The 17,156-nt window shown below is 47.8% G+C and carries 12 protein-coding genes and 2 riboswitches; of the genes, 9 read left to right on the top strand and 3 right to left on the bottom strand.

All coding sequences use genetic code 11. The annotated features are described in order from the left end of the window. Positions 1 to 45 precede the first annotated feature (45 nt). Both ACN6NF_RS18205 and ptsP read left to right on the top strand, forming a co-directional pair. Positions 46 to 321 carry an HPr family phosphocarrier protein gene (locus tag ACN6NF_RS18205; RefSeq protein ID WP_013372579.1) on the top strand — a complete coding sequence of 92 codons (276 nt, stop codon included), beginning with the start codon at positions 46 to 48 and terminating at the stop codon, positions 319 to 321. Further along, a complete protein-coding gene (ptsP, locus tag ACN6NF_RS18200; protein WP_044787244.1) occupies positions 314 to 2,026 on the top strand; it encodes a phosphoenolpyruvate--protein phosphotransferase in 1,713 nt (570 codons plus the stop codon). Before ACN6NF_RS18205 ends, ptsP begins: the two co-directional genes overlap by 8 nt. A 128-nt stretch (positions 2,027 to 2,154) precedes the next feature. On the opposite strand, the gene gcvPB is transcribed toward ptsP, so the two are convergent. From gcvPB to gcvT, 3 genes are all read right to left on the bottom strand, one after another. After that, positions 2,155 to 3,651, bottom strand: coding sequence for an aminomethyl-transferring glycine dehydrogenase subunit GcvPB (gcvPB, locus tag ACN6NF_RS18195; protein ID WP_474318922.1), 1,497 nt, complete (start codon positions 3,649 to 3,651; stop codon positions 2,155 to 2,157). Then, positions 3,648 to 5,003 (bottom strand): aminomethyl-transferring glycine dehydrogenase subunit GcvPA, encoded by a 1,356-nt coding sequence (gcvPA, locus tag ACN6NF_RS18190; RefSeq protein WP_474318921.1) that lies wholly within the window; start codon positions 5,001 to 5,003, stop codon positions 3,648 to 3,650. Before gcvPA ends, gcvPB begins: the two co-directional genes overlap by 4 nt. A 125-nt stretch (positions 5,004 to 5,128) precedes the next feature. Beyond that, positions 5,129 to 6,229 carry a glycine cleavage system aminomethyltransferase GcvT gene (gene gcvT / locus ACN6NF_RS18185; protein ID WP_474318919.1) on the bottom strand — a complete coding sequence of 367 codons (1,101 nt, stop codon included), beginning with the start codon at positions 6,227 to 6,229 and terminating at the stop codon, positions 5,129 to 5,131. A gap of 79 nt (positions 6,230 to 6,308) precedes the next feature. After that, a riboswitch (glycine riboswitch) is annotated at positions 6,309 to 6,405 on the bottom strand. Beyond that, positions 6,406 to 6,507: riboswitch (glycine riboswitch) on the bottom strand. A gap of 392 nt (positions 6,508 to 6,899) precedes the next feature. Between gcvT and gcvH the strand changes: the two genes are divergently transcribed. From gcvH to ACN6NF_RS18150, 7 genes are all read left to right on the top strand, one after another. Further along, positions 6,900 to 7,298 (top strand): glycine cleavage system protein GcvH, encoded by a 399-nt coding sequence (gene gcvH, locus ACN6NF_RS18180; protein WP_474318918.1) that lies wholly within the window; start codon positions 6,900 to 6,902, stop codon positions 7,296 to 7,298. A gap of 426 nt (positions 7,299 to 7,724) precedes the next feature. Continuing rightward, positions 7,725 to 9,203 carry a PTS mannitol transporter subunit IIBC gene (locus tag ACN6NF_RS18175; protein WP_474318917.1) on the top strand — a complete coding sequence of 493 codons (1,479 nt, stop codon included), beginning with the start codon at positions 7,725 to 7,727 and terminating at the stop codon, positions 9,201 to 9,203. A gap of 83 nt (positions 9,204 to 9,286) precedes the next feature. Then, positions 9,287 to 11,365 (top strand): BglG family transcription antiterminator, encoded by a 2,079-nt coding sequence (locus ACN6NF_RS18170; RefSeq protein WP_474318916.1) that lies wholly within the window; start codon positions 9,287 to 9,289, stop codon positions 11,363 to 11,365. Further along, positions 11,362 to 11,796 (top strand): PTS mannitol transporter subunit IIA, encoded by a 435-nt coding sequence (locus tag ACN6NF_RS18165; RefSeq protein ID WP_474318915.1) that lies wholly within the window; start codon positions 11,362 to 11,364, stop codon positions 11,794 to 11,796. The genes ACN6NF_RS18170 and ACN6NF_RS18165 overlap by 4 nt, the downstream gene beginning before the upstream one ends. Next, entirely contained in the window at positions 11,793 to 12,938 is a 1,146-nt protein-coding gene (locus ACN6NF_RS18160) for a mannitol-1-phosphate 5-dehydrogenase (protein WP_474318914.1), read from the top strand. The genes ACN6NF_RS18165 and ACN6NF_RS18160 overlap by 4 nt, the downstream gene beginning before the upstream one ends. A 210-nt stretch (positions 12,939 to 13,148) precedes the next feature. Beyond that, positions 13,149 to 15,302, top strand: a complete 2,154-nt coding sequence (locus tag ACN6NF_RS18155; protein WP_474318913.1) for a DUF454 family protein — start codon at positions 13,149 to 13,151, stop codon at positions 15,300 to 15,302. Then, complete coding sequence (locus ACN6NF_RS18150; RefSeq protein WP_474318912.1) at positions 15,295 to 16,950, top strand: amino acid ABC transporter ATP-binding/permease protein; 1,656 nt, start codon at positions 15,295 to 15,297, stop codon at positions 16,948 to 16,950. Before ACN6NF_RS18155 ends, ACN6NF_RS18150 begins: the two co-directional genes overlap by 8 nt. Positions 16,951 to 17,156: the final 206 nt, after the last annotated feature.

The raw sequence follows: 17,156 nt of genomic DNA, 5'->3' as shown, positions 1-17,156 counted from the left end.
GCGTGTAAACAAATATTATCTTTAGGAAAGTGGGAGGAACAAATTATGCAAACAACTTTTAGAATTACGGATGAAGACGGTATCCATGCACGTCCTGCAACTGCGCTGGTAAATACAGCTAACAAATTCAGCGGTGCTGAATCTTTCGCCGAAGCTAACGGTAAAAAAGTAACTTTGAAATCCATTCTGGGTGTATTGTCTCTTGGTTTGGAACAAGGGGATACTATTAACATTATCTGCGAAGGCGCTGAAGCTGCTGAAGCATTGAAAGCTCTTGAAAATGTAATCGTTAACGAAGGGCTGGGCGAAGTTCATGCTTAAAATTTCCGGGATTGCCGCTTCGGCAGGCATAGCCATTGCCCGGGCGTTTATCTTGGAGCATCCGAATTACGCTGTAGAGAGACGCGCGGTTGGTGATGTTGAAGCTGAAATCGCAAGATTGGATGCGGCTTTGGCAGAATCTCAAACCGAATTGGAATCGATTAAGGAGAAAACGCTTCGTGAGCTGGGTGAGAAAAAAGCAGAAATTTTTGCATCTCACCTGCTGATCCTGAATGATCCTGAATTGATCGATCCGGTTAAAGCTAAAATCAGAGACGAGCAACTCAATGCTGACTATGCTTTGAATGAAGTAGCTACACAGTTTGTTTCCATGTTTGAAAACATGAAAAGTGCATATTTGCAAGAACGCGCATCGGACATGCGTGATGTAACCAAACGGGTGCTTAATCACCTGCTTGGTGTTCATTTTGTCAGCCCTGCAGAAATTGCCGAAGAAACGATTGTACTTGCAGAAGATTTGACACCTTCAGACACAGCTCAGCTGAATCGTGAATTTGTTAAAGGCTTTGCAACAAATATCGGCGGACGCACTTCGCACTCGGCTATTATGGCTCGTTCATTAGAAATTCCTGCTGTTGTAGGAACAAAAAATATATTGTCTCAAGCTAAAAGCGGCGATTTGATTATCGTCGATGGTCTGGATGGTCACGTATTCGTGAATCCTACCGAAGAAATCGTTGCAGAATACCGCGCTAAACAAGTGGCATATGACAAGCAACGCGAAGAGTGGCGTAAGCTGCGTGGTGAAGCTACGGTTTCCGTTGATGGTGTTCATGTCGAACTGGCAGCCAATATTGGCACGCCTAACGATGTAGCTGGTGTCTTGGATAACGGTGGTGAAGGCGTTGGCTTGTACCGGACAGAGTTCTTGTACATGGGACGCGACAAGCTTCCATCCGAAGAAGTACAATATACAGCTTACAAAACGGTTCTGGAAAGAATGGAAGGCAAACCGGTTGTAGTCCGGACTTTGGACATCGGTGGAGATAAAGAACTTCCTTATCTGGATCTGCCGAAAGAAATGAATCCATTCCTCGGATTCCGTGCTATTCGTCTGTGTCTGGATCGCCAGGATATTTTCCGCACTCAATTGCGTGCTTTGTTGCGTGCAAGTGTGCACGGTAACCTGCGCATTATGTTCCCAATGATTGCTACGCTGAACGAATTCCGTGAAGCTAAAGCTGTTTTGTTGGAGGAAAAAGAAAAGTTGGTAGCCGAGGGTGTATCCGTATCTGAAGAAATTCAGCTGGGCATCATGGTAGAAATTCCTTCTACAGCGGTATTGGCTGACCAATTCGCAAAAGAAGTGGATTTCTTCAGTATTGGTACTAACGATCTGATTCAATACACAATGGCAGCGGATCGTATGAACGAGCGGGTTTCTTACCTGTATCAACCATATAATCCATCCATTTTGCGTCTGGTGAAAATGGTTATTGATGCCGCCCACCGTGAAGGACGTTGGGTTGGTATGTGTGGTGAAATGGCAGGAGACACAACAGCAATTCCGTTGCTGCTGGGTCTGGGACTGGATGAGTTCAGCATGAGCGCAACTTCCATTCTGCCAGCACGTAGTCAAATCTCTAAGTTGTCCCGTGCAGACATGGAGAAATTGGCGGCAAAAGCTCTGGATATGCAAACAGCTGAACAGGTTGTTGAATTGGTTCAAAGCATCGAGGCATAAGGAAGGGTATCACATTTTCAAGGGTTATATCTTTTTCCAACAAAAATTGCTGTATACATACAGCAGCCGGTATCTCAACAGATACCGGCTTTTTTGTATGCTTTGGATGGTTGTGTTTGAATTTAACCTTAACTACATGTGCAATTCAGCACAGGCTTACGGGCTGCAGTGGTTTCATCCAGGCGTGTGACTGGAGTGGTATAGGGTGCATTGATTACCATCTCAGGGTTCTCCTCGGCTTCGCGCGCAATATGAATCATGGTGTCGACAAAAGCATCGAGTGTCTCTTTGCTTTCTGTTTCCGTCGGCTCGATCATGATGCATTCCTCTACATTTAGCGGAAAGTAAATGGTAGGCGGATGGTAACCGAAATCAAGCAAGCGTTTGGCTACATCCAGCGTGCGCACTCCAAATTTCTTCAAGCCTCGCCCTGACATGACAAATTCGTGTTTGCAATGCCCAGGGTAAGGCAGGTCAAAATGCGGAGCCAGTCGATGCATCATGTAGTTGGCATTAAGTACAGCACATTCGGACACTCGCTTCAAGCCATCAGGACCGTAGCTGCGAATATAGGCGTAGGCACGGACGAGAATACCGAAGTTACCGTAAAAGGCTTTGACTCGCCCAATAGAATCTCCCTGCTCCCGATCCCAGCGGTATACACCCAGCGGATCACGTACGACAAACGGCTTGGGCAAATAGGGAATCAGCCGCTGCTTTACGCCTACGGGTCCAGCGCCAGGGCCGCCTCCACCGTGCGGGGTACTCATTGTTTTGTGCAAATTGAGATGCACCACATCGAAGCCCATGTCCCCGGGGCGGGTAATCCCCATGATGGCGTTGGAGTTTGCCCCGTCATAGTAGAGCAGACCACCTGCGTCATGCACGATCGCGGCAATGTCAGTAATTTGTTTCTCGAACAAGCCCAGCGTGTTCGGATTGGTCAGCATGAGCGCAGCGGTGTCGTTGCCTACGGCTTGGCGGAGCGCGTCCAGATCCACCAGCCCCTCAGGGGTGGAGGGAAGGGTGATTGTTTCGAAGCCCGCGACGGTTGCACTGGCGGGATTCGTACCGTGCGAGGAATCCGGCACGAGCACCTTGGTACGTCGCTCACCACGGCTCTCGTGGTACGAGCGAATCATCATCAGCCCGGTCCATTCGCCATGGGCGCCAGCAGCGGGCTGGAGTGTGACGGCATCCATCCCGGTCAACGCAGCCAGATCGTTTTGGAGCGTATGTAGCAGCTCCATAGCCCCCTGGATGCTATTCTCCGGCTGATATGGATGAATTTTAGCGAAGCCTGCGTAACGGGCGACATCCTCATTCACCTTCGGATTGTATTTCATCGTACAGGAGCCGAGCGGATAAAATCCGTTGTCGACGCCAAAATTGCGCTGGGACAGGGCGGTATAATGGCGAATAACATCTACTTCGTATACCTCGGGTAATGCCGCAGGTTCGCTGCGCAGCGCATAATCCGGCAAAAGCTCTGCCACCGGGCGACGAGGAACGTCGCACCCGGGAAGGGAATAAGCGATGCGACCCGGACGGCTCAATTCAAAAATGAGCGCTTGATCGTGCTCCTTCAACAGCTCTTGTTTCTGATCGGGTCCGGTGTGTGTCATAGCAATCCCTCCAAGGTGTGTACAAATTGGTCAATCTCTTCTTTGGTTCTTTGCTCCGTCACGGCAATCAGCATGTGACCCGCAAGTTCCGGATAGTCCCGGCCCAAATCATAGCCTGCGATAAATCCAGCAGCTAGCAGATTGTCCTGAAGTTTGCTCACATCCGTACCTTCAGGCAGCCTAAGGGCAAACTCGTTAAAGGTCGGTGCGTGAAATGAGGCAGTTACGCCTTTCAAGCTCAGCAATTGTTCTAATGCATAGCGGCTTTTATGCAAATTTAGCTCGGCTACTTCCTGGATACCCTGTTTACCCATGACAGACAAGTACACAGATGCAGATAAAGCAAGCAACGCTTGGTTGGAACAAATGTTAGAAGTAGCCTTTTCGCGGCGGATATGCTGTTCCCGCGCTTGCAAGGTCAGCACGAAGCCGCGTTTGCCGTTACGGTCTGTGGTTTGGCCTACGATACGCCCAGGGATACGACGCATATGTGCCTGAGAAACGGCAAAGTAACCGCAGGTTGGACCACCGAGAGAGGACGAGATCCCAAGCGGCTGCGCGTCTCCTACAACAATATCCGCGCCCTGCTTGCCGGGCGCCTCCAGCAAGCCAAGTGCCAATGGGTTGGCACTGACAACCATAAGCCCTTGGTGTGCATGGATGAGGTCAGCCATCGGCTTCAGATTTTCTACGGCTCCAAAAAAGTTGGGGCTTTGGATCAAAACAGCCGCCGTCTGTTCCGATACGGCCGCGGCAAGCGCATCGACATCCGTTACGCCGTCCGAACAGCCGATCTCCACGATGTCCAAGTCCAATCCGCGCGCATAGGCTGCCAATACCTGGCGTGCCTCTGGATGGACAGACCTTGATACGATAAGCTGTTTACGGCGCGTGGCTGCGGCGGCCAGTGAGCCCGCTTCCGCTAGAGCTGTCGCTCCATCGTACATGCTGGCATTAGCTACTGCCATGCCTGTCAATTCGCAAATATATGACTGGAATTCAAAAATGGCTTGCAGCTCGCCTTGGCTTACTTCCGGCTGATAGGGGGTGTAGGCTGTGTAAAATTCGGAACGTGAGGTGATGTGCTGAATGACGGACGGAATATGATGATCATAAATACCTGCACCAAGAAAGCTGGTATGTGTGTCTGTATTGGCGTTGTGTCTGGCCAGCTCGGCCATGTGGCGAGTTAAGGCTCTTTCGTCAAGCCGAGAGGAAAGAGGGAGTTCTCCTTGGTATCGAATAGCCTCTGGAATGTCACTGAATAAATCATCAATGGATGATACGCCCACCACACGCAGCATTTCGGTTTGATCTTGTTCGGTCATAGGGAGATAGCGATGCTGCTTCATAGATTCTGGCTCCTTTCGGAAAAGCAAAGTTTAAAATTGAAGATTAGTTCATCAATAGTCGTGAATTCAAAATCAAGAAGTATATATCAGACATGATCGCTTTTTTAGAGTGATGAGGATTAAGATCAGCGTGACCGTTTATAAAAGGGGGCTGGGACCACTTCCGCACGCAGGCGTTTACCACGAATTTCGACCTCCAGCGGTGTAGATAGGGTGCTAAAACGACTGTCCACCAGGGCCAGCCCCAGATTGCGCTTCAAGGTGGGCGATTGAGTCCCCGTTGTGACCTCACCGATATGTTGGCCCTCCGCGAAGACTGGATAATGAGCGCGCGGGATACCGCGGTCAATCATTTCCAGCCCGATCAGCTTGCGAGGAATTCCTTGTTCTTTCTGGCGTTGCAGTGCTTCCCTGCCGATAAAATCTCCTTTATTCAGCTTGACGAAGAAACCTAAACCAGCCTCAAGCGGTGAAATCGTGGCAGATAACTCCTGTCCGTACAGCGGCAGCCGTGCCTCAAACCGCAGTGTATCGCGAGCACCAAGCCCAGCGGGAATTAGCCCATACGATTCACCGCAACGAAGCAAACCATCCCACACGGCGGGTGCTTCCTCAGCAGGTATATAAAATTCAAAACCGTCTTCGCCGGTATATCCGGTTCGGGAGACGAGCGCTTTTGCTCCGAACAATTGCACGTTCTCATGGAATCGGAAAGATGCCAGATTCGTAATATCTGCATTTGTCACGGCTGCGGCAATACGTGCTGCTTCCGGTCCTTGTAATGCCAGCAATGCTATCGCATCAGATACATTCTCCAGATGAACCGATGTAGGTACGTGGCGCATGAGCCAATCCCAATCTTTGTCGATGTTGGAGGCATTCACAACGAGCATATAGCGCTCGGGTCCTTTGCAGTATACAAGCAAGTCGTCCACTATGCCTCCATCGGGGTAACACAGGAGTGAATATTGTGCCTGGCCCGGTTCCAACTGGCTGACATCATTTGTGGTTACCTGTTGCAAAAAAGCCTCGGCTTCTTTGCCCTCAACCAAAAACTCGCCCATGTGCGAGACATCGAATAAACCCGCACGTTGCCGGACGGCCTCATGCTCCTTTTGGATGCCGCTAAACTGAACGGGAAGCTCCCACCCGCCAAAGTCAATACAACGAACCCCGGGCTGCGTCCCGTAGGACGAAAATAATGGTGTTCTTCGCAAATTAGACATTTTTTCACTCCTATCCAGTGTAATCGGCTAAACAAAAAAGACAGGCTGAAAGAAACGTATAGACGGCAGTCCATACTCTTCTTTCAGCTCTGTCCTTGATACCAGAAAGTTACCCCGGTATGAACCAGGTTTCCTCTTGGGTGATCCGCTCTAATCGCGAATGCTCTCCAGAGATGCGTCCGGCAGAGGTCCTTTTGCCTGAGAGATTCACCTGCAATGCAAGTTTACTCCTTCGGCGCTACCTTTTGGATCAACGGTACGTTACCCGGTTTTGCAGATAACAACTTGATCCGATTCGCGTGCACAACTGTCTCACAAGCGACAACGGCTATGCGAATCTTTTTGGTAGTCTCTCCCTCCGCGTTCATCCGCGTTTGCAGTTGTCGGGGTATTTCCAAAAGCATTTGCTATAACCCATTAATACGCAAATTCATTCAAAATGTCAATAAAAATGTCATATAAAACAATCCAAAAAACATTTAATGTATAAATAAGGATATGTAAGCGTTTGTTACAAGTTATCATTTTTTAATATTCTATGCTATACGAGATAACATGAAGTATTTTTGTTAGTATTATTGACATGAGTGTTCTTGTTGTCATAATCTTAACCTGTCTAATACAGGTGATTAAAAACATTTTATTCATGTGGAAGTGAGGGGAAAGCAAGATGAGTGAAGTGAAACAGGAACTTTGGTATACAGACGAACATGAGTGGGTTCAGCGCACAGCGGACGGGACGTTGCGGATCGGCATTACAGACTTTGCACAGCATCAACTGGGTGATATTGTTTTTGTGGAATTACCTGAGGCGGGAGCAACGATTAAACAGGGGGCAGAGATTGGTACAATTGAATCGGTGAAGACTGTATCCGATCTTTTTGCTCCGGTGGCGGGAACTGTATTGAAAGTGAATGAAGCTCTGGAAAGCACACCGGAGCTGGTGAATGAATCTCCCTATGAGAAGGGATGGATGATCGAAGTAGAGATAGGCAATGATGTCGAGGAAGCTGTGGGCAAGCTGCTGTCTGCAGATCAGTACGAGCAGTTGATTTTGGATGAGCAATAATGAGCAATACAGGATGAAATATTAGCGCTTTATTCTAAATTTTTATATGGATATTGATTTGAATAAGAGCATCGTTAGTCCGCTCGCTTTGTGTATAAAATAGTCGCTATGTTCTGACATGGCGGCTATTTTTTTGTTGTCTTTTAGAAGACGTATTTACGTAACTCAATCAGATTTAGAGGAGAACTCCTCTATACAATTGCACAGATGTACAGCACTGTTTTTTCGACTAATTTCTATTGATATCGGTCATATTAAGAAGAATTATGCAGGTATAATGCCTTGTCGTTACTTTAAATTTAAATGTTGTCATCAATGTTCATGACGAAAGTACGTTTTCATTTCGTTGATGAAGATAGCGCTGTCATTTAGTATGAATTTTAAGAAAAGGTAGTGATGCTATTTACTCACAAGGAGGATATGGATATGAGCACAGTGGACACAAAGTCCAGTTCAAACGGTGGTGCCCGTGTCGCCGTTCAGCGTTTTGGCCGTTTTCTCAGCGGTATGGTTATGCCCAATATGGGAGCCTTTATCGCATGGGGATTAATTACAGCACTTTTTATTCCGACTGGGTGGTTCCCGAACGAGGGTTTTGCACAGCTGGTTGATCCGATGAAAAATTATTTGCTGCCGCTGCTGATCGGTTACACAGGAGGCACGATGATTCACGGACAGCGTGGAGGTGTGATCGGTGCCATTATGACGATGGGTGTCATTGTGGGGGCCGATATCCCCATGTTCCTGGGTGCGATGGTAGCTGGTCCGCTGGCTGCTTGGATATTGAAGAAGTTCGATAAAGCCATTGAAGGCAAAGTCAGATCAGGTTTTGAAATGCTGGTCAATAATTTCTCGGCTGGCATTATCGGTGCCATTCTAGCACTGCTAGCGCATGTGGCGATCGGTCCGGTCGTGCAAACCATTAGTCAAGTGTTGTCGACAGGGGTACAGTTCCTCGTGAACGCAGGGCTACTGCCGCTTGTCAATCTCATTATTGAGCCCGGAAAAGTATTATTTCTCAACAATGCACTGAATCACGGAGTATTGAGTCCGATTGCGCTGGAGGAAGCTGCAAGAACAGGAAAATCCGTTTTGTTCATGCTTGAATCCAATCCTGGGCCGGGCCTCGGTATTTTGCTGGCCTATTGCCTGTTCGGTAAAGGCTCTGCGAAGTCGTCTGCTCCTGGTGCAGTCATCATTCATTTTTTCGGCGGGATTCATGAAATTTATTTCCCTTATATTTTGATGAAGCCGATTCTGATTCTCGCAGCTATAGCAGGGGGCGTTGTGGGAACCTTCTGCTTTATGTTGACAGGTGCCGGACTGGTTGCTGCTCCTTCACCAGGCAGTATCATTGCTTATTTCCTGATGACACCAAAAGGCGGATATTTGTCGATGCTGAGCGGTGTGGTCGCTGCTGCAGTCGTATCCTTTGCTGTTGCCGCAGTATTGCTCAAGACAGGTAAGCAAAAGGAAGAGGGGCTGGAGGAAGCTGCATCCCGCCTGAAAGATATGAAAAATCAAAGCAAGGGTGCTAGTGCTAACGACGCTGTAGTGGGAAGTAACCATGCGTCTGGTCGTACTGTCGAGGCTGCTGCAGATCGAATGCACAAAGATAAGTCCGAAGTGAACAAAATTGTCTTTTCCTGTGATGCAGGTATGGGTTCAAGCGCCATGGGAGCTTCAATTTTACGCAAGAAAATGAAACAGGCGGGCGTGGGCGTTACGGTAACGAATACGGCCATCAGTGAAATTCCACAGGATGCGGATATTGTCATTACACAAAAAACGTTGACAGACCGGGCTAAAACGGTAGCCCCGAATGCTGAGCACATTTCCATTGACAATTTTCTGAAGAGCCCTGAGTACGAAGCGCTGGTTGAACGGCTAAAATCCGATTCTTAATCCCCATAAAGTCAGGCCGGCTGTATACAGTTTGTATTTCCTGCTGGATGGGATGAGAGCTTGGGAAGGAACGGTATGCGCTTATGAATATTACGAAACGACAATCTGACATCGTAGAGTATCTTCTGGAGCAGCCCCAAGAGGTTACGGCCGGGGAAATTGCCGAGAAGATCAATGTCAGTACAAGGACGGTTCATCGGGAACTTGGCGCAGTTGAGTGTTGGTTGGCAGCTCATGAGGTAAAGCTGGAGAAAAAATCAGGGATCGGTATCTATGTGGATGCCGACCCGACTCAGCTTGCAAGTCTGCGGGAGCAATTGCTGCATACGAAGTCAGACGAATACTCGGCTGAGGAGAGAAAAATTGTAGTTCTGTGCATGCTGCTGGATACACAGGAGCCCATCAAGCTACTGGCGCTAGCATCGGATTTGAAAGTTACAGTAACTACGGTCAGTCATGATCTGGACGAATTACAAGGCTGGATCGGAGATCGAGGGCTCGTGCTTGTGCGCAGACGAGGATACGGTGTCGAGATTACTGGACGGGAGATAGACAAAAGACGGGCGATTTCTGAGCTGGCTCTCGAATATTTGGATGAATCGGATCTGTTTTCCGGCCGAGAGGAGCTTCGTTCAGTGACACGTGTCACTGAAAAGTTGCTGGAGATGATTGGCAGAGAGAACCTGCTAATTGTGGAAAATACCCTCTGGCAGCCTCATGATCAATGGCTGAAAAACATGGTAGAAAACAAATATATGGAACTGCTGATTCAAATTTGCGTTTCGCTGGCACGTCTTCGGCTTGGGTACGTTGTGGATCATCGTCTCTCGTATTCGATAACAGATTCGGAGGAGAATATCATGCTGCGCACAGCTATGGTGGAACGCATATGCGCAGAATTGTCAGCAGCGCTGGATATTGAATTTCCAGAACCGGAGCGATGTTATTTCGGGCTGCTGTTCCGTGATGCTGAGGATCATGCCACCCGCTTGCTGCCACTGGATGATCTTGTACTGCTGGAGTCGGTTCATGAGTTGATTCGTCGTGTGGAGGCAGAGACAGGCACACCATTGGCAGAGGACCGTGTTCTGCGTGAAGGGCTGATTGCCCATATGGCTCCAGTATTCAAACGTTTGAGGGAAGGGAGAGCGATCCGCAACCCTCTCCTTCAGCAAATCCGCAAGGATTACGGCAGTTTGTTCGATTCGGTCAAAAGGGCTGCGGCAGATATGACAGAAATGGAAGTGCCGGATGAAGAGATCGGATTTCTGGTCATGCATTTTGGAGCTTCGCTAGAGCGGCTGAGACAGTTGCAACGGGAGGTGCGAGCGATCGTAGTCTGCACGAGCGGGATTGGATCTTCCAGACTTCTGGCAACCAGACTGGCCAAGGAGCTGCCACAGATCAAAATCGTGGATAGTGCCTCATGGTACGAGGCGACGCGAATTCCCAAGGAGGATTATGATCTGATCATTTCGACAGTGGAGCTGCCGCTTGAACCGGATCGATATCTCAAAATCAGCCCGCTGCTGACACAAGAGGAGAGTGAGCGGCTGCGTCATTTCATCCAGCATATTACACTCAATCAACTCAATGACCATCGTCAGGAACAGGCTGTTCTGCCTGGCCAGGGCATGGAGTGGCTTACTGGTCTACGGAAAAGCCTTGAGGAGATTGTACACATTGTACAGAAATTTCAAGTGTACCCATTGGAAAATAGAGGAATGGATATGCCAGCTACCCTAGAGGCTATTTGCTTGTTGGAGGCAGGGCGGGGAAATGTCACAGAGCCTTCTGTTGTTGCTGAACAGCTTATGGAAAGAGAGCGCCAAGGTAGTCAGGTGATTACTGATACCTCCGTTGCTTTAATTCATACACGCAGTCCCTATATTCGCCAGCCTTCGCTAACCTTGTATAGGCTGTCTGAGCCGCTGCTGGCGGATGTGGATGAACAGGTAGAATGCGTACTGCTGATGTTGGGACCTCGTGAGTTGTCAAAAGAGAGCTTGGAGGTATTGAGCGAGATTAGTGCATTACTGTTGCAGGAAGACATGATTACGCTACTGGAACACGGTAGCAGAGATCAGATTGCCAATTATATATCGAGTGAGCTGGCTGAATTTTTTCACAGTAAATTAGGGACAGGGAGGAACCTACCGTGAGTATTATGACGATAGACAAAATAAAAATGAACGCAACCGCCAAAGACAAATATGAGGCGATTCGTATGGCAGGACAAATCCTGCTGGATGCAGGCCATATTACAACTGGGTACATTGGCAAGATGCTTGAACGCGAGGAGATCGTATCCACCTATATCGGGAACGGGCTGGCTATTCCACATGGTACCAAGGAATCCAAGACGCTTGTTCAATCCACTGGCATCTCCATCGTTCAGTTCCCGCAAGGCGTAGATTTCGGGGAAGAAAAAGCATACATGGTGATCGGTATTGCAGCCCAAGGCGGCGATCATATGGAGATTTTGACAAGTATCGCTGTGGTATGTGCGGAGGAAGAAAACATGGACAAACTTCGCAACGCGGTGACTCCACAGGAAATTATAGATCTATTCGAAAGTGAGCTGGAGCTATGAGAGCCGTTCACTTTGGAGCAGGAAATATCGGTCGTGGCTTTATTGGGCTGATTCTGTCACGTGCAGGCTATGAGGTTGTCTTTTCAGATGTCAACGAGACCCTTGTATCTGAGTTACGCCGCCGCAAGCAGTATACTGTAGAGTTGGCGAATGATACGAAGGATACGGAGACAGTTACGAATGTAACCGCGATTGACGGCAGAGATGCATCGGCTGTAGCAGATGCCGTAGACCATGCTGATCTGGTAACGACCGCGGTAGGGGTTAGCATCCTCAGGCATATTGCAGCAGGTATTGCCGAGGGCATAGCGAGGCGGGTAGAGCGAGGGGCAGGCCCGCTACATGTGATTGCTTGCGAAAATGCAATTGGAGGCAGCGCCCAACTGAAAGAGCATGTTTTTGCGCTACTGGATGAGGCGACTCGTGCTAAAGCAGAGGTTTCGGTATATTTTCCCAATGCTGCTGTGGACCGGATTGTGCCGATCCAGCATCATGAGGACCCGTTGCATGTGCAGGTAGAGCCTTTTTACGAGTGGGTTGTGGATCGCTCGCAAATGGCTCCTGATCATCAAGAAATTGAAGGCATTCTTTACGTGCAGGATCTGGAGCCTTACATTGAACGCAAGCTGTTCACGGTGAATACGGGCCATTGTGTGGCAGCCTATATTGGTTATGTCGCAGGTTATGCCACGATCCAGGAGGCCATGAAGGATACCAAGGTGGTGGATTCGATACAAGGGGCGCTGGAGGAAACAGGATCGGTGCTTGTGAAGCGATTCGGTTTGAATCAAGGGGAGCATAAGAAATACATCTCTAAGATTTTGGATCGCTTCCGCAATCCTAATCTGACAGACGAGGTTACTCGGGTCGGACGTTCACCGCTGCGTAAGCTGTCTCCCAATGACCGTCTTGTACGTCCCGCGCTGCAAGCGCAGGAGTATGGTATCCGGACCGATCATCTGGCGTTGGGAATGGCTGCTGCTTGTAAATTTGATATTACGGAAGACCCCGAAGCGGTTGAGCTTCAACAGGTGATTCGCAGTCAAGGGGTGAGTGTAGCACTGACACGTTATACGTCCATACCTGCAGATGACCCGTTACATCGACAGGTATTGGAGCAATATGATATTATAAGTTCGTAAAACAACGTAATAACACGCACTTATTTCGCTTTTCCTCTTGAAGACCAGACATCTACATGAACACAAAAGTGTTCTGTAGAGTTGAGCTTCAAGAGGATTTTTATATGCGTGATTTACATCACATAACAACCTGAATAAATTATATATATTGATAATGATTATCATTATCCATAAAATTTCATTAACAGTATATATATTAGGGGGATTACAGTGAAACCGATTTATATTACCTTAGGGTTTTTATTTTTGGCACTTGGAGTGATTGGCGTAGTGGTGCCGTTGCTGCCGACTACACCGTTTCTGCTGCTGGCAACCTTTTTCTTTATGCGGGGGTCTGAAAGGATTCATCAGTGGTTTTCGAATACATCTTTGTACCATAAGTATCTGGAGAGTTTTGTACAAACCAGGTCGTTGAAGCTGTCTACAAAAATTACGTCATTGGGCTTAGCGTCAACTATGCTCATTATAGGCTTTATCTTTACCCCCATTGTGTGGGGCAAGGCGCTCATCGTCTTGGTCATCCTTTTTAAATACTATTATTTTATATTTCGAGTCGGAACTGTGAGGGAAGGTAAGGTGGAAACTCCGTCTTCAACTGAAGCCGTCCCTCCTCCGAAAAAAAGGTCTAAAATGGTCGACAGTCGTCTACTAGGCCTGGTGGAGCATTCTCGAAAATATATCATCTTGGGTGTGCTTGTACAGTGGATCGGTCTTTTAGGGAGTATAGCCGCGGTTTTGTCTATGGCCTTTGTGATGCAGCAAGCGTGGGAAGGACAAGTAACTCGCAAGCTAATTCTATCCATGACGGTCATTGTCATTGCTGCCATTGCTGTTCGCTTCCTGAGTAATTATGCAGCTAGTATGTTGTCCTATCGGGCTTCAATCAATGCTAAAAAGACGCTGCGCTCGCAGATTTACAGCAAGCTGTTAAAGCTGGGACCTTCATATACGGATCATATCTCCACCTCGGGGGTTATTCAGGTTGCTGTAGAAGGGGTGGAGCAGCTTGAAACCTATTTTGGCAGATACATGCCTCAGCTATTTTATAGTCTGCTTGCACCTGTAACGTTGTTCATCACCCTCTCTTTTGTCAGCTTCAAAGCGGCTATTATTCTATTGATCTGCGTTCCCTTAATTCCAGTGTCCATTATTGTCATTATGCGGATGGCTAAAAAGCTGTTTCGGAAATATTGGGGCAGCTACGTCAATTTGGGCCACAGCTTTTTGGAAAATGTACAAGGTCTGACCACGCTCAAAATTTATGGGACAGACCAGAATAAACATCAGGAGATGAACACAGCGGCTGAGGATTTTCGCAAAATGACAATGAAAGTCCTGACCATGCAGTTAAACTCTGTGGCTGTCATGGATCTTATTGCATTTGGTGGTGCAGCCGCAGGTGTACTGGTCGCGGTAAACGAATATTCTTCGGGTCATATTGGTTTGGCAGGAGCGCTCATCATTGTTTTGCTGTCGGCAGAGTTTTTCATTCCGCTGCGTCTGCTGGGTTCTTACTTTCATATCGCCATGAACGGAATGGCAGCAAGCGATAAAATATTTCAAATGTTGAGTACAGAGGATCTTATACAAGGACAACAAAGCATAGAAGCCACAGACATTCAACTGGAACGGGTAAATTTTGCTTACGACGAAAGAGATACCTTGCGTAATATATCCATGAACATCCCTCAAGGCAGCTTTATTTCCATTGTTGGAGAATCAGGCTCAGGCAAAAGTACGGTAGCCGGATTGATTGTCGGACATCATGAGGGTTATCAAGGAAGCCTGACGATCGGAGGAATCGAACTGACCTCCATTTCGGAAGAAAGCCGCATGCGTCATATGACCTGGATCGGTTTTAACAGCTATATTTTTAAAAGCACCGTCGAAGCAAATTTGAAAATGGGCAATGAGCACGCTGATGAGCAACAAATGCTGGAGGCGTTGCGGCAAGTGAAACTGTATGATTTTATTCTCTCCGAAGGGGGATTGGAAGCAGAGATAGAGGAGCAGGGTGCGAATCTGTCAGGAGGACAGCGTCAACGTCTAGCACTGGCCAGAGCGTTGCTGCACGACAGTCATGTATATATTTTTGATGAGGCTACTTCTAACATTGACGTTGAGAGTGAGGAAGGAATCATGGAGGTCATACATGCACTGGCAGGTCAAAAAACAGTGATTCTCATCTCTCACAGACTGGAAAACGTGATCCAATCTGACTGTATTTATGTGCTGCAAAATGGTTTGGTGGCAGAATCCGGAACGCATCAAGAGTTGTTGAGCCAGCAGGGACATTATGCGGAGATGTATCTCAGTCAGCATAGGATGGAACAGTTTGTAAAAGGGGGCGCTGTATATGCGTAGACCCGGTTTACGAATCATGGGTCAATTGTTGGTCTTGGCAGGACCTCTTTTACCTGTGCTGCTTATCACGATTGTTACAGGAGTGCTTGGCTTTGCTTGTGCTATTGGCATTATTGTGTACGGGGCCCTTGCCCTACTGACAGCAACGGGCATCATGACAGGCTACAGCATGACATTTTTGCTGACTGCCATCGTGCTATGTGCTGTATTGCGCGGTGTATTTCGTTATGGCGAGCAAATGAGTGGTCATTATCTCGCTTTCAAGCTGCTGGCTGTGCTGCGAGACAAGGTTCTTCAAGCCTTGCGCAGATTGGCTCCAGCCAAGCTTGAAGGCAAGGACAAAGGGAATCTGATATCGCTGATTACAAGTGATATTGAGCTGTTGGAAGTATTTTATGCGCATACGATAGCGCCTGTTATGATCGGCATCATCACTTCATTGCTCATGGTATTTTTTATAGGCTCTTATGAGCCTTTACTAGGCTGGATCGCTGCGCTTGCTTACATAACCGTCGGTTTGTTTATTCCTCTGCTTACGTCACATATAGGCAAGCGTCAAGGAATGGAATACCGGAGTAGCTTCGGCCAGCTGAGCAGTTATTTTTTGGACAGCTTACGCGGGATGAAGGAAATTGTGCAATATGGGCAAGGGGAACAACGATTGAATGAAATTAACCATCGTACGGATCAGTTGGATGCCAAGCAGAGGGACTTGAAACATCATGAAGGCATCACAAGAGCAGTCACAGATGCGGCTGTAGTCGGTTTTTCATTCTTGATGCTGCTAGCTGGATTGTATGGCATGTCTAAGGGGCAGATGGATTTTACAAGTATGCTGATTTCAGTCATTGCCCTGTTTAGTTCATTTGGTCCGGTGGTTGCGCTGAGCAATTTGTCCAACAATTTGCTTCAAACGCTGGCAAGCGGGGAGCGAGTGCTGAGTCTGCTGGAGGAGACCCCGGAAGTAGAAGAAAATATGGATGGAATGATCGTTGGCTTTACTGGGGCGCAGATAGACAAGGTGACCTTTGCATACGATGGTCAAACGGTGCTGAATGATGTAAGTCTCACAATCCCGCATAAGCGAATTATAGGTATTCAAGGTAAAAGCGGCTCCGGCAAGTCAACGTTGCTGAAGCTGCTGATGCGATTCAGAGACCCGCATAAGGGTGGGATTTTGCTATCTGACCACGATTTGAGGGACATTGAGACCCGGCATTTGAGAAGCTTGCAAAGCTACGTCGACCAGCATACATTCCTGTTTGACGATTCCATTGCAGCTAATATCAAAATTGGAAAGCCGGATGCTACACATCAACAGGTTGTGGAAGCAGCCCGTAAGGCATCAGTACACGAATTTATTATGACCTTGCCTCAAGGATATGACAGCCGGGTCGGAGAGTTGGGGGACAGGCTGTCTGGGGGAGAACGCCAACGCTTTGGGCTGGCCAGAGCCTTTGTTCATGATGCGCCCCTCTTACTGCTGGACGAACCTACTAGCAATTTGGATAGTCTGAACGAAGCGATTATTTTAAAATCTTTAAAAGAACAGCAGCAGGACAAAACGATTATCCTTGTTTCGCATCGAAGCTCTACTATGCGAATGGCTGACGAAATTTTTCAAATGGATAACCGCCGACTCTCCTGAAAATGATACATGTTTTAGCATGCTTTTTTCAGTCTAGTCTATAGGTGATAAAAGCTAGGAAATAAATGTGATGCTTTGAAGGCGAAAGCTGTAGCCTGTTCATTGTTTTGTCATAAAATGGAGTGTGCGTGTTGAAATGAGAGTGTCATCCTTATTTAAATCATCCAGCTTTTCAAGCTTGTCTTAATTTGATAGCCTATGAGGTG

Source organism: Paenibacillus sp. TSM33 (assembly GCF_056099025.1).
This window is presented reverse-complemented; position numbering and strand designations above follow the sequence as displayed.

Excerpts from the sequence above, each read along its gene's own strand:
- ACN6NF_RS18205 (WP_013372579.1), top strand. The coding sequence starts at position 46 with ATGCAAACAACTTTTAGAATTACGGATGAAGACGGTATCCATGCACGT.
- ptsP (WP_044787244.1), top strand. The coding sequence starts at position 314 with ATGCTTAAAATTTCCGGGATTGCCGCTTCGGCAGGCATAGCCATTGCC.
- gcvPB (WP_474318922.1), bottom strand. The coding sequence starts at position 3,651 with ATGACACACACCGGACCCGATCAGAAACAAGAGCTGTTGAAGGAGCAC.
- gcvPA (WP_474318921.1), bottom strand. The coding sequence starts at position 5,003 with ATGAAGCAGCATCGCTATCTCCCTATGACCGAACAAGATCAAACCGAA.
- gcvT (WP_474318919.1), bottom strand. The coding sequence starts at position 6,229 with ATGTCTAATTTGCGAAGAACACCATTATTTTCGTCCTACGGGACGCAG.
- gcvH (WP_474318918.1), top strand. The coding sequence starts at position 6,900 with ATGAGTGAAGTGAAACAGGAACTTTGGTATACAGACGAACATGAGTGG.
- ACN6NF_RS18175 (WP_474318917.1), top strand. The coding sequence starts at position 7,725 with ATGAGCACAGTGGACACAAAGTCCAGTTCAAACGGTGGTGCCCGTGTC.
- ACN6NF_RS18170 (WP_474318916.1), top strand. The coding sequence starts at position 9,287 with ATGAATATTACGAAACGACAATCTGACATCGTAGAGTATCTTCTGGAG.
- ACN6NF_RS18160 (WP_474318914.1), top strand. The coding sequence starts at position 11,793 with ATGAGAGCCGTTCACTTTGGAGCAGGAAATATCGGTCGTGGCTTTATT.
- ACN6NF_RS18150 (WP_474318912.1), top strand. The coding sequence starts at position 15,295 with ATGCGTAGACCCGGTTTACGAATCATGGGTCAATTGTTGGTCTTGGCA.